The organism is Cohnella thermotolerans DSM 17683 (genome assembly GCF_000429825.1).
Classification (GTDB): Bacteria; Bacillota; Bacilli; order Paenibacillales; family Paenibacillaceae; genus Cohnella; species Cohnella thermotolerans.
The window spans coordinates 1-16,108 of record NZ_KE386961.1 but is presented as its reverse complement, the minus strand read 5'-3'; the positions used below and the strand labels follow the sequence as shown (position 1 = coordinate 16,108).

Genomic DNA, 16,108 nt, shown 5'->3' with positions numbered 1-16,108 from the left:
AAAATTTATTGAAAATGAAGGATACGGGGGAATTCTCCGGAATTCGGCCGGATAGATGCCTTGTTGAATTTCGTGCGCCCGGAGTATAATTCATTCCGGTGCACATACAAAGGGGAGTTGCAGATGCCGACAGGCTGGTTGGTTGGAGTCGGAGTTGCCGGTTTTGCGATGGCGCTCGCGATATCTCTTGCACTTACGCCGCTCGTCAAGAAGTTCGCAATCCAGATTGGCGCCATGGACGTGCCGGATCATCGCAAGGTTCATACGCGCGTCATGCCCCGTATGGGCGGGCTTGCCATTTATGCCGCTTTTACCGTTACAATTCTTCTGTTTCTTCCTTGGCTGCCGGACAGTTTCCTGAGCGACCACGACGAGAACCTCATCCGGGGTCTTCTGACGGGCGGAACGCTCATCGTGCTGCTGGGCGCCCTGGACGACAGATTCCAACTGAACGCGAAGCTGAAGTTTCTCGTTCAGATCGCCGCGGCCTGCATCGTCGTCTTCGGCTTCGATATCAAGATTAACCTCGTTAACATTCCGTTCGGCTCGGCCATGCAGCCGATGGGCGACTGGCTGAGCATTCCGCTGACGATTCTGTGGATCGTCGGCGTGACCAACGCGATCAATCTGATCGACGGCTTGGACGGTCTCGCGGCCGGCGTGTCGGGCATTGCGATCGGCACGATACTCGTGATGGCCGCGCTCATGGGCCAAAGCTCCGTTATCCTGCTGTCGACGGTTCTGCTCGGCGGCGTAGTCGGATTCCTGCACTTCAATTTTCATCCGGCGAAAATTTTCATGGGCGATTCCGGTTCGCTGTTCCTTGGATTCGCGCTGGCGACGCTCTCGATGCTCGGGTTCAAGCAGATTACCGTCGTTTCGTTCGTGACGCCGATTCTCATTATCGGGGTGCCGCTGTCGGACACGTTCTTTGCGATCGTGCGCCGCTGGGTGCAGAAGAAGCCCATTTTCGCCCCGGACAAAGGCCATCTGCACCATCGTTTGCAGCAGCTCGGCTTCAGCCACCGCAAGACCGTGCTCATCATCTACGGCATTGCGGCGTTCTTCGGCGCTTGCGCGATCGTTCAGTCGGTTGCGACGAGCACGGGGATGGGCAACTGGGTGACGTTTATCGTCATCTGCGTCTTGATGTTCCTGCTGCAGATCGGCGCCGAGGTGATCGGCATCGTGGACAAGACGAAGCGTCCGGTCATCGACTTCTTCAACCGGCTGTTCCTGAGGCAGCAGACAAACACCCGGTCGAAATAGAATATGCGCGAAGTCAAACCCGGTCCCGTAGGCGGCCGGGTTTTTTTGCTGCGCGGAGACTAAAGATTGGAAGCGCCGTTGCCGATACATAGTTATATCACGTCTTTGGGAAGCGCCAGCATTTGAGAAAAAGGAGAGATCGAAATTATGCACCGCATCAAACGAACCCTGGTCTGGCTGATGGTGGCGGTTCTGCTCGGATCCGTCTTCCCGGCGCAGTTCGCCCAGCGAGCCGCCGCGGCGACTTCGGCGACCTATTTCCTGCCGGATAATCTGACGCTGCGCGGTACGGCGGCGTTGGTCACGGATAATACATCCGGCGGAACTCTGATCGACCGGACGAACGTTTACATCGCCAATACGGGCAAGCTCACGATCGATGGCACGTTTAACTACGTCTCGGGTTCGAGCATGTCCGTCACGGTGGAGCAGTTGACCGCGAGCACGAATTCGGCGGGCAATCCGATCTGGGTAACGGATTCGACGCATGTCATTACAGGCCCCGTATCCCAGGTATCGGGCACGACGAACCGGTTCTCGGCGAGCAACCTGACGCTCTTCTCCGGCTTTAACAAGATTACGTTTACGGGTACGCAGGGCAATGTCCAACGCTCGGACACGTTCTACGTGCTTTACGATAGCGTGCCTTATATCGAAAATATTAAAGTGCTCGGAAGCTCGGCCGGCTCTCTGCCGCTGAACGAGAACACCCAGGTCGTCGTCGACAGCAAGGACGTCGCACTGACGGGCTCCGTTCAGAATGCGACCAAAGTGTCGGTCAGCTTAAACGGCGGCACGGCGATTCTCAGCTCGTTGAGCGAAAATATATTTTATACGCCCACGTTGAGTTTGCAATCCGGCGTCAACACGGTGCTGCTGACGATCTCCAACGGTTCGGATTCGATCAACGTCTCGCGCGTGCTCTATTATTTCGACAAGAATCAGCCTTTTACGAAGATCGATATTAACCAGACGGGCGGATCCACGTACCCGTTGTTGAATAATATCCCTTCTCTGTCCGATTCGGGAACGAGCGGCAGCTTCCAGATTCAAATTCTGATTCCTTACAGCGCCGATCCGAACGGGAAAAGCTTCGCCAACAACGGAACGCTGAAGGTGGAGCCCATCTCCGCTACGACGAATCGGCCGGGGAGGTTAGTGACGGATGTTCCGGAGGATACGATCATTCCGGGACCGGACGGCGTCACGCCCGCTTACCGTCTCGTAACCTTTAATTCGCCTTCGGCAGAGCTGTACAATTTCATTCCGGCCGGCTCCCCGGACAGCACGCAGCGCTTGCGCTTGACCGTAACGTACGGGAGCTTCGCGGCGACCTACGATGCCAAATTCAATTACCTTCCCGGCAAGATAGTTATTAACAATATGTACTACCTGCCCGATTATAACGGCAGCGGGTCCGCCGACAATGTCACCCGAGAGAATCTGAACGGCGCTACCGTTCCGCAAGCGGAATTCTATATAATGGTCGAGACCGACAAAGATATCAGCGATCCTACACAATTGCAAGGGTTTTACCTTCCGCTTAGCACGAGCACGGTCAACTTGCAACCGGTATCCGGAGCTACAACCGATACCAAAAAAGCGGTTTACAAAGTAACCGGCTTCTCCAGCGGCATTCAGCAAGTGAAGTTTGTGTACAACGGTTCGGCTTCGGATGCCGGCTATACGGTAACCATCACGTACGCATCCAAGAGCTACATTTATTTGAAGAACATCTATGACGGCATGACGTATACCTTCAATTCCAAGAACGGCGCAAGTTCGTTGGCTATCGAAGGGAAGTATATCGGTTTTGACAAATTGTATTCGGGCGGCACGCAGTTTTTCCTTAACGGTACGGAGAGAACGAATCTGTTTGGCACGCAGCTGACGCCGGTACCGGGGCAAGACACGTATGACTTTACCTTCACGCTGCCTATCAGCGCTACCGGGGACTACATGTACCCCGGCGAGAATACGCTCGTCTTCAAAGGCGTGAACACGGATTCCGCGGGCAACAAGACCGAGATTACGAAGACGGTGCGCATTTACGTCGTCGACGAGAACATCCCGAATATCGGCAGCTTCATCCCGACCGGCGTGCCGAGCAACAATATCCGGGAAGATATTATTAGCGATCCGGTAGCTTCGGGATATTCCAGCGATAAGCTTGCGAAGATCTTCTGGCTGTCTACCGACTTCACGAAGAAGGACGGAACGACGTACGAGACGAGCAAGAAAAAATACGATCTGGTTCTGAGCGGCAGCGGCGCCCTTTATTTGAATCTCTATAAGGGTTCCGACACTTTCTTCACCGCAACCCTTCCGGACGATAATAAAGCGACGACCGGACAGACGACCTCCGGCTACGCTTACGAATTGGTCGGCAACCAGGATTTCTTCATCCTCCGGATCAAGGACATCGCCTTCGAAGACAACTCGCTGCAGGACATTTACAACCTGGAGCTCGTCAATACGGCCGGCGCGCGCGCTTCGCAGAAGCTGGAGATCGACCGGGTACTGACGTCCTACCGGATTATCGCGCCTCAACCGACCGTCGGCAACGACATTATCGTGAACAAGAACTTCGTCCACTTCGATATCGAAGCGGAAGGCGCTACGCAAGTGTTGATCGGGAAGGATGCCGCTACGCCCCGCAGAGATATTGCAGACCGGTTCGAATACGATTATGTCGGGCTGAAGGCGAACAAGAACAACGCGATCAAGATTCAAATTGTCCGTCCCAGCGGGACGATCAACGACACCATTAACGTCTACTATACGGACAGCATTCAGATCGACACGCAATTTATGGAGACGATGAGCGCGAAGCACAGCATTTTCAACAAAGCTCTTCAGCTCACGTTCCCGAAAGGCACCGTTCTGAAGTCGGCTCAACAGAACAGCAACGGCGTAACGAAGTATTATCCGGACACGAAGCTGCTGTTCGGCATCGCGGATCCGAAGGACGGCGTTGTCGGCCGACGCAACGACTACGGCAACATCATCAATCAGCCGCAGACGCAAACGGACGAAGGCCGCGACATCGTCAAGATTCCGGAATACTTGACTATCAAGTTTTTGAGCAACACGTACACGAGCAACTTTACCCGCGTTTCGCAGATTTACTGGATCAGCGGCGGCGAGGGCGAATATCTGGACAAAGGCGCAACGGGCTATGAAGCGAACACGGACGGGCTGCCGCCGTATTCCAGCGAAGGCAACTTCACCGAGTTCAAGCTGGAGCGCAAAGTCGTTCCTTCCAACCGCGGCACGCTGACGCTCGCGTTCGATCCCAACGTCGTGGCCGATGCCGGAACGACCCTGACCGTTTTCCGCTATACGAACAGCGGGGTATGGGAAAATATCGGCGGAGTGGTCGACACGAAGAACCATACGATTTCCGTTCCGTTCGACGAGTTCGGCTATTACAAGGTTATGAAGCTGAGCAAGAGCTTCGCCGACATTACGAATCACGGCTGGGCGCGCAATATTTTGAACGCTCTCTATGCGAAAGGCATTATGCCGGACACGGGGGCCGGCACGTTCGGAGCCGACGATGTGGCGACCCGCGGCGAATTCGCGACGCTTCTGGTCAAAGGACTCAACATTCCGCTGAACTACGACGACAAGAACACGTTCTACGACGTCGTTCCTTCGGCCGTCTCCGGCGCCTGGAGCTACAAGTACATCGAGACGGCGGCAAGGGCCGGCATCATTAACGGCTTGACCGAGGGCTTCTTTAATCCGGACGGCAAGCTTAGCCGGGAGGAAGCGGCCGTCATGATCGCTAGAGCGCTGCAACTGACGCTGCCGACCAACGATTCCAAGCTGGATGCGTCGCTGGGCAAGTCGTTCCTGGATTCGGCTTCCATATCCTATTATGCGAAACCCGCCGTCAGCGCGGTCAGCAAGGCGAAAATCATGAACGGCGCGGCTGTGACGGTCACCGGATCGACGAAGACGTTCTATAACTTCAATCCGAAGTCTTATCTGACCCGGGCGGAAGCCGGCAAGATCGCCGTCGCCCTGCTCCAGAAGAGCACCAAATTGTTCCCGTCCAACCTGAGCTAATGACGCTTTAGCGAACGCGAAGGGCTTATCCGGCGGATAGGCCCTTCCGTTTGTTCCAACTGGATTGACAGGAAAATGTTATGCGGTGACGAAACGCTCGAGCCAAGCTATACTAGATTTCGTAACCTTCTTACATAAGCAGCGATGAGAAGAAAAAACGGTCCCAGGCAAAAAAATTAGAGGAATTTTCGAATAGCCGCAACTTTTTACCGCGCCGTGCGTCTAACTTCATGTCTTTTTTAAAGGGACTAATGGCTTACACTCTAGTATCCGCGCCGAAAATTCTCTTTACGCTGGAGTAAGCCCAATGTATAATGGTGAAAGTGGCATAATTTACCCTGCCTATTTTGCGTTTGCTTGCCAGTTTACGAGTTTCTGCGACATGTATCTACGTGATAGACGACATGATGCAGACATCATTTATAGACAATGCTCAACTCCGGAGAGGGGGTGAAACGTCGATGAGAGATTCGAGCTACAAATCTTCCAAACAAGCAAAACTACAGATTCCTTTTCAAGGAGGAGAAAAAAAGGTTATGAAGAAAAGTTTGTCTGTTCTCGTAGCTTCCGCTCTGGTCTTCGGTTCCTTCGGATCCCTGGCGGCAGCAGCCGATACCGACCTGACGACTGCTCAGAAGTATCAGCAGCTGGTCGATAGCAAGATTCTGAAAGGCACGACGGACGGCCTTCCGCACCTGGAAGACAACCTGACCCGTGCACAATTCGCAACGATCGCGATCGCTGTCGCCGGTCTGAGCGAAGACACTTCCTCCACCCCTGCGTTTGCCGACGTTAAAGCCGGCCAATGGTGGACGGGCGCGATCCAAGCTGCGTACAACGCCGGTCTCGTGAACGGCGTAGGCGGCGGTCTGTTCTCGCCGAAAGCGAACGTAACGGTTCAAGAAATCATCAAAGTTGCCGTTGGCATCGCCAAGCTGAAACCGGTTGAAGGCGCGGTTGTCGAAGGCGCTGCTGCATGGGCCGGCCCTTACATCAAGGCTGCTCAAGACGCTGGCCTGCCGATCCCGACGAACTACACGGCTCCGGCTACCCGCGGTCAAACGATCGACCTGGCGTACGCTGTATATCAATCGCTGCAAGTTAAGCCGCTGACGGACGTTAAAGCGACGGTTAACGCCGACGACACGATCACCGTTACCGGTAAGACGGCTGGCGGCGTAGACGGCGTTAAAGTTGCGATCGGAACCGGCGAAGCCGCTGCTGCTACGCTGAACTCCGACGGTACGTTCACGTACACGACCTCCAAGCAATCCGTAGGCGACTACAAACTGACGGTTACGGCTTACAAAGGCGATACGGTCGTTACTTCCGCAGAAGTATCCGCTTCGATCGACGGCTTCGCCGTATCCAAAGTTACGGTTCTGAACTCCAAGCAAATCGCGATCGAGTTCAACAAGGCTGTCCAATCCGGCGTTGCTACCGGCGGTGCTGAGTATAAAATTGGTACCGACGATTCGTACTACACGCTGGCCGGCAACATCAAACCGTACGATGCTGACGTAAGCAGCGACGGCAAGACGGTAACGCTGTCCTTTGACGAGGACAAAACCAAGAGCCTTCTGGACACCTACGTGCAAGTACAAGTATCCAGCGATCTGAAGTCCGCTAGCGGCAAATCGCTGTCCAGCTACAAGCAAGCCGTTTACTTCAGCGACACCACGGCTCCTTCCGTAACGGCTGTTAACTACAAGGGCAACAAATACGTTGAAGTGAAATTCAGCGAGCCGTTGTCCGAGGTGGGTACGGTATCGATCAATGGCGTTGAAATCAGCGATAATGCACAAGATACTTCCGACAAGCGCGAGATTTCTTACCAAACGAACAAAGATGTGAATCCGTCCGATAAGGACATCACGTCCATCCGTATCTACAACCTGGATCTGGATACTTCGTACGCCCTCGATATCGTGGGCATTACGGATCTGAACGACAACGCTGCCGATTACAGCACGACGTTGAAGGTTCCGAACGACACGACGGCTCCGTCGGTATCCTCCGTCACGGTTAAGGGAACCTACGTGTACGTTAAGTACAGCGAAGATGTGGTCAAGAATGAAGATGGCAACCATGCGGCCTACTCGGTTACTGTCGGCGGTGGTAAGCCTAAACCTGTAGATGAAGTGTCTTACGACGACTCCGACGGCGTATACACGGCTAAGCTGGATCTGACGAGCTTCCTCGACGACAGCTCCTACAAGACGGTTACGCTGACGATCGACAAAGGTTCGTATTCGGACTATGCCGATAATCTTGGCGCTAAAGTCACGAAGACCCTGAAGTTGACGGACGATCAAGATGCGCCTGAGTACTCCAGCGTCTCGTACAGCGGCAACGACATTATCGTTAAGTTCAACGAAGACGTTGCGCTCGACCAAATTCCGGATTCGCTGAGCGTCACTTACACTAACACGGATGGCGTTGTTTCGACGAAGTCCGTTGCCTATGATGCATCCGGTGCGTCCGGTTACGAAGTCGTTGCTGGATACGATGTGAACAACGATGGCGATACGAGCGACGAAGGTGAAGCGCAATACATTGTCATCACGGTTCATGATTCCAACCTGCTTGCGACTTCCTCGAAGCTGAAAGCCGGCAAGTACAAAGTGACCATTCCGGCCAACTTCGTACATGACCTGGGCCCGAGCCAACTGAATCTTGAGTCCGCCGTCTACCCGACGATTACGGTAACGTCTTCTTCGGATTCCGGAACCGTTGTTCTTGAGGGTGCTTATCAGTTGCTCGAAGGCAATGCTGGTGCGATCGAAGACGCGATCGCCGCTGCTAATGCTGCTGGTGCGTCCATCACGAGAACGGATTACGGCGACGAGTATGGCAACAACAAGCTGATCTTCATCTTCAACTCGGAGATTCCGACTTCGCAGTTGAAAGCTGAGAACTTCCTTCTGAATGGCGTTCAATTGCCGTCCGGTACGACGTTCGATCTTGTTGACAGCCGTTATGTTGTTGTTGCAACGCTTCCGGAAGGAACGATCAAAACGAACGGTTCCCGTACGTTGAAAGTTGCCAACCTGGTTGATGCTAGCGGCAATACGCTGAGCTCCGACAGCGACAAAGTTTCCACGAAGTCTACGTTCGTTGAGAACGTTGCTCCGGTTGCCAAGTCGGCCGAGTTCTACAGCGATACGCAAATCGCCGTTACGTTCAGCGAAAGCTTGGATACGGCGACGGATTCCGGTATCTCCGTCTATGTCAACGGCAACAAGGTTAACATTAGAAACGTTGAGGTGGATCCGACCAACAGCAAAGTTGTCCTGATCGACGTTGTCAACTCGATCTCTGCTTCCGCATCGGTTTACGTTAAACTGAGCGGCGCCGACATCAAGGACGTAAATGGCAACTCTGCCAAGGACGTAGCGAAGCTGACGGTTCAATAAGCCATTATTCGTTAGAATCAAAAAAGGAGGAAGCCAATCGGCTTCCTCCTTTTTTTACCCCCATACACACATCGAAGGAATTTTTTTGATTTTTCTTAGAAACTTGCAAAACTATTTACATATATCCGGCGTCAAAAATAATACAACGATGTGAAGAGGAGGTTTGCGATTTGAGAAAGGCAAGCAGGAAGCTATCCATTTGGGTCCTCGCGATAATTTGCAGCTTCTCAGCATTTCAGTGGGCGGCAGCGTCGGACAGTTCCTCTATTATTCTTAAGAATCTGACGCTAACCAGTAAAGCGGCCACTTCTGTATCCTTAAAATGGGGTTCCTTAACATCAACGGCTTTCGAAGTGGACATTCAGCAGTCTCAGGATAATACGACCTGGTCATCTTCGGTTACCGCGAGTGAGGTCACGCCAAGTACGACTTCTGCAACGGTTACCGGGTTGGAACCGTCCGAGCAATACTATTTCCGCTTGCTGATTACCACCAAAACCGGTGCCATCGGCGTCTCCAATACCGTGATCACCACATTGCCCGGTCAGGCCATCACGGATCTGGCGGTTACGGCAGGTTCGGCATTGAAGACGGCTGTTCTAACTTGGACGCCTGCGAAGAATGCAAGCGGTGTCCTGGTACAGTATTCCGACGACAACGGCAAGAACTGGTCTAAGGCTTCATATGGCTCCTTATCCCCCAGCGCGGGTACCGTTACGGTTAACAAGCTTGAAGCGGGCAAGAAGTATTTGTTCAGGCTTAACGTATCGGGCGGCAAAAATGCAGGAATCTCCAACGTTGTTTCCTATGAGACGAGTACCGTAACGCTGGATGATTTGACAGTCGTTAATGTCGGCTCCAACGCAGTCAACTTAAGGTGGACCGCTCCGGTCCGCGCAACGAGTGTTAAGGTTCAGAAGAAATTATCGACAAGCTCCACATGGTCGACGGCCGCTTCCCCCTCCAAAACAGCAAGCGCAGCACGGGTGACCGGATTAACGCCGAATGCGACCTATCAGTTCCGATTGCTGGTGACCGGAGGGGATAACGCCGGAACATCCAATGTCGTGGAGGTCACGACTTCCGGATTGGAACTTGCCAGCTTTGAACTGACGGAGAAGACCTCTACAACAGCAACGCTCAAGTGGTCCAGAGTAACGGGAGCGACTTCCCTCAAGATTGAACAATCCGTAGATGGTGGGGCTTCATGGGCTACATCCGAGACGGAGACCGTCCTGAAACCCACCTCCACGACAGCGAAAGTCATCCATTTGGAACCGGGTACCGCTTATAAGCTCCGTCTCGTCGTTGTCGGTGGCCAATATGCAAACAGCACCAACGTTGTTAGCGTGACTTTGCCGGGCTTGCCGGTCAATGATCTTGCGGTTGCTGCAGGATCTTCGCCCAATACGGCCGTGCTGACATGGACGCCGGTTGAAGACGCGAGACAGATCCTGGTGCAATACTCCGATGATAAAGGTAAAAGTTGGACGAAAGCTTCCTATGGTTCTTTGGCCGCTGACGCCGGTACGGTAACGGTGGGAAAATTGGTTGCCGGAACGGAATACTGGTTCCGAATTAACGTTGTCGGCGGCAAAAAAGCGGGGCCATCGAACGTGGTCACCTATGAAGCGAGTTCCGTCTCTTTGGACGATCTCGAAGTCGTTAACGTCGGCTCGAATGTGGTCAACTTGAGGTGGACAGCTCCGGTAGGGGCCAAGACCATTCAAGTTCAAAAGAAATTGGCCAAGAGCTCTACATGGTCGACGGCTGCTTCTCCGTCTAAAACAGCTAAAACGGCTAGGGTCACCGGGTTGACCCCGAACACGGCTTATCAGTTCAGACTGCTTGTGACCGGCGGAGCCAATGCCGGGACTTCCAATGTCGTCGACGTCACCACTCCCGGCTTGGAAGTGAGCAGCTTTGAAGTGAAGGAGAAAACCTTCTCGACGGTAACATTGAAATGGTCTAAAACGACGGGCGCGACCTCGCTGAGCATTGAGCAGTCGACCGACGGCGGGAACACTTGGACCGCTTCGGCAACGGCTGGTGACTTGAAGCCTACTGCAACGACCGCGACGGTAGTCGATCTGGAGCCGGCTACGGCGTATAAATTCCGTCTTCTCGTCACCGGGGGGCAATACGCGAACAGCAACAATGTCATCAGCGTAACGACGAGCGCCCAGCCGATTCAGGATTTGGAAGCTTCCAACGCAACCGGCAGCACGGTGGTACTTACCTGGAGCGCCACTAACGCCACGAAGTACATCGTGTATCAATCCACGGACGGCGGAAAGGGCTGGAAGACAGCCAAGACTTCCGAGACGCTCGGTTCCGGCTCCACTTCCGCGACCGTAATCGGTTTGTCGCCCGGCACTACCTATGTGTTCCGCTTGTATGCCAATAACGGGACAAACGCAGGCTACTCCAACACAACCGACAGCATCACGACCGAATCCTCTCCCGTCGATGATTTGAGGGTGCAAGGAAGAATCGGACCGCAGAGCATTCCGCTCAAATGGACCGCTCCGAAGAATGCGACGAAGGTTGTGCTCGAGTATTGGCCGACGGACGATCCAACGTCCGTCAAGAACACGACATTGTCGAAGACGGCCGCTTCCCGGACTGTATCGGGGCTAGCGCCTAATACGTCGTACACCTTCCATCTGGTCGTCACCGGAGGAGGCAACGCGGGGATTTCCAACGAGTTGACGGTATCGACGGCGGCGTCTCCGATTACGACGTTCCGGGCGAAATCCAAGAAGGCCACAGAAATTACGTTTAGCTGGACGAAAGCGATCGACGCCGATGCCATTACGATCCAACAATACGTAGCGCGAGTAGGATGGGTCGACGCGACGGTCGAGGATATCATCGATCCGAACGACACATCGGCGACCGTCACCGGACTGTCCGCCGACACGACGTATGAGTTCCGCCTGATCGTTGACGGAGGCCAGAACGCGGGGATTTCCAATACGATCGAAGTTACGACTTCCAGAAGTTAGCACAGACGAAGGACGACTGCGGTGCAACCTTGCGCCGCAGTCTTATTCATTTCTAGCAGACAGGAACAACTTTTTTCCTTTATTGAACGTATATATACATAGGTTCCCAAGGGACTCTTTCAGACCAAAATTTAGGTTTCATTCATGTTCTATTCATTTTGAGAGTCTATACTAAATGCAATCATGATCAGGGAGGACTATGTACCGATGGATCAACACACGAACGACCACGGCAAGATTCGAAACCAATCGATGCCGGGCAAGAAGCTGTTGCTCGGCGTGACGGCTTTGGCGTTGACGGCGGCGCCGCTTGTTTCTTTTGCCGGCGTCCATACGGCTTCTGCGGCCACGGCAACCGCGGCCAAGGCGGTGACCCTCGCCTCATTCATTAAACCGATCAGCTTGTCGGGGACAAGCTATATCAATCTGGTAGACGCGTCTTTGTCTCCGACGGATAACGGCCAGATCGCGGCTTTCACGTTAAGCATCTATAACGGAGGAGCGTCTGAGCTGAATCTCGCAGACTATTGGTTTCGGCTAACCAATTCGGTAGGCGGTACATACACGGTGAAGACAGCGGCTGCGGATGCCAAGGTAACGAAGGTCGCGTCCAAGACGAAGACGTTTATTACGGTTTATGCCCAAGTCGGCGAATATACGAAGCTGTCCGATCTTACGCTGAAAATCGTCAAGTTCGATTTTAGCGTCTCCAGCTACGAACGAACGCTCGGCAAGTTTTCGTTCCCCAGCAATTTCACGAATGTAACTTCTGCCGGGGGCATTAGAACGCTTTATTTCAACAACACGACGGTCTATTCGAAAATCTCGGCCGCTTCCGTCGGATCGTCGGGGGACGACACCTTCGTAACGCTCAACTTCGTCTATAACAATATCGGGAAGAAGTCGATCGATCTCAGCGGCTACAAATACTATATTGTGACCTCGGCCGGACAAACGTACGAGGCAAAGCCCGACGAGAGCGCCGATCTGAAGATGGATCCGTTGGAACGCGAAGAGTTCAAGTTAACGGCTACGATTCCTTCGGCGATCAAAACGACCGGATGGAAGCTCGTCATCGTCAAGAGCAACGGGGACGACACGACGGTGAATTTGCCGGTTGGAGCCTACCAAATCGTCTTCAACGGCAAGTCCACCTCGACGTCGAGCGACACGTTCAATTATACGACCAGCGACGGAACCTATCAGTTCAATCTGACCCAACTGAGAAGAATGCCTTTGGGAACGCAGGACGTATTGTCCGCAAGGGTTCGAATCACGAATAAGTCCGCCGATTCCATTCCGGTGCCGAATTTGAGCGGCTACTTTTACCTCGACAACAAGGTGAAGCTGGATTTCACCACCGTCGCTGCCGACAATTCGTTCGGGTTGAACTCGGGCGCCTATGTAGATTTGGACGTCTACGCCAAGCTGCCGACCAATTACAATTTCTCCAAAGCCCAATTGGTAATCAACCAAGTGAAGGATGACAAGACGACCACCAAGGCCGGAGAATTGACAGGCACTTCTGCACAAGCCAGTCTGCCGCTGTATGCGGTCGATCAGAAGTATCAGATTGCGAGAATCGGCAGCAGCTCGACCGTAACGCTCAATAAAGTCAATGTCTACAACAATACGACGTCGAAAGTGTTCGAAACTCAAGTAACGCTAACGAACAACGAGCAAAGAACGATAACGCCGTCGAAGCTGGTTGCTTACTACATGAACGAGAATGGCGATACGTTCCCGGCCGTCACGAACGCGGGAGAGGGCGACATCAACCCGTCCAACAAATCGTTGATCAGCTTTACGACCGTGCTTCCGCAGAACTATTCGTCCGCCAACATGCGCTTGATTATCGGCGAAGGGGTAACGGATTCGAAATATTCGACGGGCACGGATACACCGAACGCGTACCTGAATGCGGTCAAGTTCAGCCTGCCGGTTGAGGCGCGTACGTTGTCTGTTCTGAAGGATATCCAGTTTCTGAACTACAAGCTGACGATCAACAAGCTTACAGCCAACGTATTGACGCCGACGATCAATCTGGATCTCGACTATTCGCTGGACAAGGACATGACCTACAACGCGGTGCCGAAGGATCACAAGCTCGTCTTGGCGCTGGAAGGCTTCGATCCGGACGAAGGCAAGACGTACACGTTCTTCTCGCAGGATTTGAATATCGACAACGACGAGAACAATGCGCTTGAGCTGGGAACCGATAAGGAAGTCACGTTAAGTAAAGATATGGATTACGATTCGATAGACCGCAGCTGGATCTATTACGCCCGAATCTATGAAGTGACGCAAAACTCGAAAAAAGTCGTTGCAGAACGCACCTTCGACTGGTACATTGAAAATGATTGGACGGGCGACGATTCGACAACGTCTACCAATTAAGGAGACATCTGCAAGGAGGTTGAAGCGTGTACAGGCGGATTTTGGGCGTTGCGGCGGCGTTGCTTCTTCTTAGCGCGGCTACGCTCATCTACAGACCTTGGCATTCCGACGCCGAGACCAATTCGACACCGGGCTCCACGGACGATCCGATCGTGACGAAGTCTTATGTGGATCAGAAGCTGGCGGAAATTCAAGGCGGCTCCGGCACGGGCACGGGAACGGGGACGGCGGCGGCCGGCAAACTTGAGGTCGTCACGGTGCCGGTCGACAAGCGGATTATCGTCCAGGACGGCGGAGAGCTGATCGTTCGCAGCGGCAAAGCCATCGCTTACAGCGCCGACGCCAACGGGCTTTCGGACATGACGGACGGCCTGGATATCCAGCCGGGCAAACCGGTCGCGGCCAATCATTTGATTTTGTTCCCTCGCGGCGGACGCGGCGTGCAAGCCGATCCGAAGCAGAAGAACGGCCTGATCGTGCTCGTTCGCGGCGGGTATCAATTGCAATCGGTCAATTAGCCATCATCGTTAACTTAACCGGGAAGAGATTGAGCGGAGTTCCAGTGCTGCTCAATCTCTTTTTCTATAGGCCGCCTTCGGGAGCGCCACGGAGAACGATCGCATATACATGTACGATGCGACATTGCCGAGGTGATCCGTATCGTGAACGTACTGGAAACGGCGCTTCCAGGCGTCAAGCTGATCGAACCCGACGTATATGGGACCATAGAGGTTTTTTATGGAGATTTATCATAAGGAACGATTCCGCGAACATGGCATTGGGATGGAATTTGTTCAGGACAATCATTCCCTTTCCGCGCAAAAGCTTCGAGCTGTCGGCTGCCAACAAGCGGCAGCTGCCACACTGGAATTGGCCGCCTTCCTCGTTGATTTGGTCGCTACCGATCGATACGGCGTTTATCACGCTTCTAACAGCGGGTCTTGCAGCTGGTACGAATTCGCCCAAGCGATTTTCGACATAGCCGGCATGGGGAATGTAAGGACGATTCCGGTCTCCACGGCGAAATTTCCGCGTCCGGCGCCTCGGCCCGCGTACTCCGTTCTGGGACGTGAAGCCTTGATCCGCAACGGATTCAAGGATTTCAGGCATTGGCGCGAGGCTCTGGAAGATTTCTTGAAACACTCAAAACGAGAAAGGATGTTCCTGTCGAATTGTGCTATAATATCGGTACGAGTGCCTGAGCGCCGGTTGAGCGGTTTCTACATTTTCCCCCTTGTTCCATAATGTCATACGCCTTTGAAGAGGCGGTCCCGAGCATACTAAGACCGTCAAATTCAAAGGAGGTGCTGGGCCATGGCGAATCGGAACAGAAAGCTGGTGCCGGAGTGTCAGAAGGCGCTCGATCGAATGAAATACGAGATCGCTTCGGAGCTCGGCGTGCCGTTCGGCCAACCGGGGGCGGGCTCGCAGGACGCCGAATTTGCGGGAGAACTGGGAAGCTTGCCGGGTTATGCCGGAAGAGCGCCTTACTTGGGCAATATCACCGCCAGGGAAGCGGGGGCCGTAGGCGGAGGAATTACGAAGAGGCTTGTGCAACAAGCGCAGCAAACGATTCTTTAACCGCCGCGCGGATAGGCCAGGGATTCGTCAAAGTCAGGTTGATAAATGCTCAGACATGTCCTTTGTCGTCTTTAAGCTCCGATCAGTTCCAAAGCCCTTTCTGGTTTTCTGGCACAACGGCGGGTCGCTTTCGCAATGTTGGATTGATTTCCTAAGCGGAACAAGCTAATTGCGAGATTGCGCAAGGTGGCCATGACTCGCGGCCCTTCTTTGGTTCGAATCTGAGAACGGTCTTCGTCAAACGTGACGTCGCGTACCCAATGGAGCCGATTTTCAATCGACCAATGTCCGCGATTCAAATTCAACAATCGAGCGGGATCGGCCCGTTCGACCGATAGGCTGGTGATGCCAAAGACAGTTTCT

At 53.6% G+C, this 16,108-nt stretch carries 8 protein-coding genes and 1 pseudogene; 8 read left to right on the top strand and 1 reads right to left on the bottom strand.

Annotated features, from left to right (window positions below):
* Positions 1–138: 138 nt before the first annotated feature.
* The 8 genes from G485_RS0121830 to G485_RS0121795 all read left to right on the top strand — a co-directional run bounded on the left by G485_RS0121830 (position 139) and on the right by G485_RS0121795 (position 15,745).
* Positions 139–1,269, top strand: coding sequence for a glycosyltransferase family 4 protein (locus G485_RS0121830; protein WP_027094278.1), 1,131 nt, complete (start codon positions 139–141; stop codon positions 1,267–1,269).
* A gap of 147 nt (positions 1,270–1,416) precedes the next feature.
* Entirely contained in the window at positions 1,417–5,343 is a 3,927-nt protein-coding gene (locus G485_RS0121825; protein ID WP_027094277.1) for an S-layer homology domain-containing protein, read from the top strand.
* Between the two features lie 536 nt (positions 5,344–5,879).
* Complete coding sequence (locus tag G485_RS0121820; protein ID WP_027094276.1) at positions 5,880–8,759, top strand: Ig-like domain-containing domain; 2,880 nt, start codon at positions 5,880–5,882, stop codon at positions 8,757–8,759.
* A gap of 170 nt (positions 8,760–8,929) precedes the next feature.
* Positions 8,930–11,767 carry a fibronectin type III domain-containing protein gene (locus G485_RS0121815; RefSeq protein ID WP_027094275.1) on the top strand — a complete coding sequence of 946 codons (2,838 nt, stop codon included), beginning with the start codon at positions 8,930–8,932 and terminating at the stop codon, positions 11,765–11,767.
* Between the two features lie 207 nt (positions 11,768–11,974).
* On the top strand, positions 11,975–14,164 hold the full coding sequence (locus G485_RS0121810) for a hypothetical protein (RefSeq protein ID WP_027094274.1): 2,190 nt from the start codon (positions 11,975–11,977) through the stop codon (positions 14,162–14,164).
* A gap of 26 nt (positions 14,165–14,190) precedes the next feature.
* Entirely contained in the window at positions 14,191–14,682 is a 492-nt protein-coding gene (locus G485_RS0121805) for a hypothetical protein (RefSeq protein ID WP_027094273.1), read from the top strand.
* Positions 14,683–14,902: 220 nt separating this feature from the next.
* Positions 14,903–15,409: a sugar nucleotide-binding protein gene (locus G485_RS27750; RefSeq protein ID WP_027094272.1), complete on the top strand. Its 507-nt coding sequence runs from the start codon at positions 14,903–14,905 to the stop codon at positions 15,407–15,409.
* A 69-nt stretch (positions 15,410–15,478) separates the two neighbouring features.
* Positions 15,479–15,745 carry an alpha/beta-type small acid-soluble spore protein gene (locus G485_RS0121795; RefSeq protein WP_027094271.1) on the top strand — a complete coding sequence of 89 codons (267 nt, stop codon included), beginning with the start codon at positions 15,479–15,481 and terminating at the stop codon, positions 15,743–15,745.
* A gap of 220 nt (positions 15,746–15,965) precedes the next feature.
* Here G485_RS0121795 and G485_RS31605 read toward each other — a convergent pair.
* A pseudogene (locus G485_RS31605) lies at positions 15,966–16,108 on the bottom strand (ISAs1 family transposase); the annotation flags it as partial.

Excerpts from the sequence above, each read along its gene's own strand:
- G485_RS0121825 (WP_027094277.1), top strand. The coding sequence starts at position 1,417 with ATGCACCGCATCAAACGAACCCTGGTCTGGCTGATGGTGGCGGTTCTG.
- G485_RS0121820 (WP_027094276.1), top strand. The coding sequence starts at position 5,880 with ATGAAGAAAAGTTTGTCTGTTCTCGTAGCTTCCGCTCTGGTCTTCGGT.
- G485_RS0121810 (WP_027094274.1), top strand. The coding sequence starts at position 11,975 with ATGGATCAACACACGAACGACCACGGCAAGATTCGAAACCAATCGATG.
- G485_RS27750 (WP_027094272.1), top strand. The coding sequence starts at position 14,903 with ATGGAGATTTATCATAAGGAACGATTCCGCGAACATGGCATTGGGATG.
- G485_RS0121795 (WP_027094271.1), top strand. The coding sequence starts at position 15,479 with ATGGCGAATCGGAACAGAAAGCTGGTGCCGGAGTGTCAGAAGGCGCTC.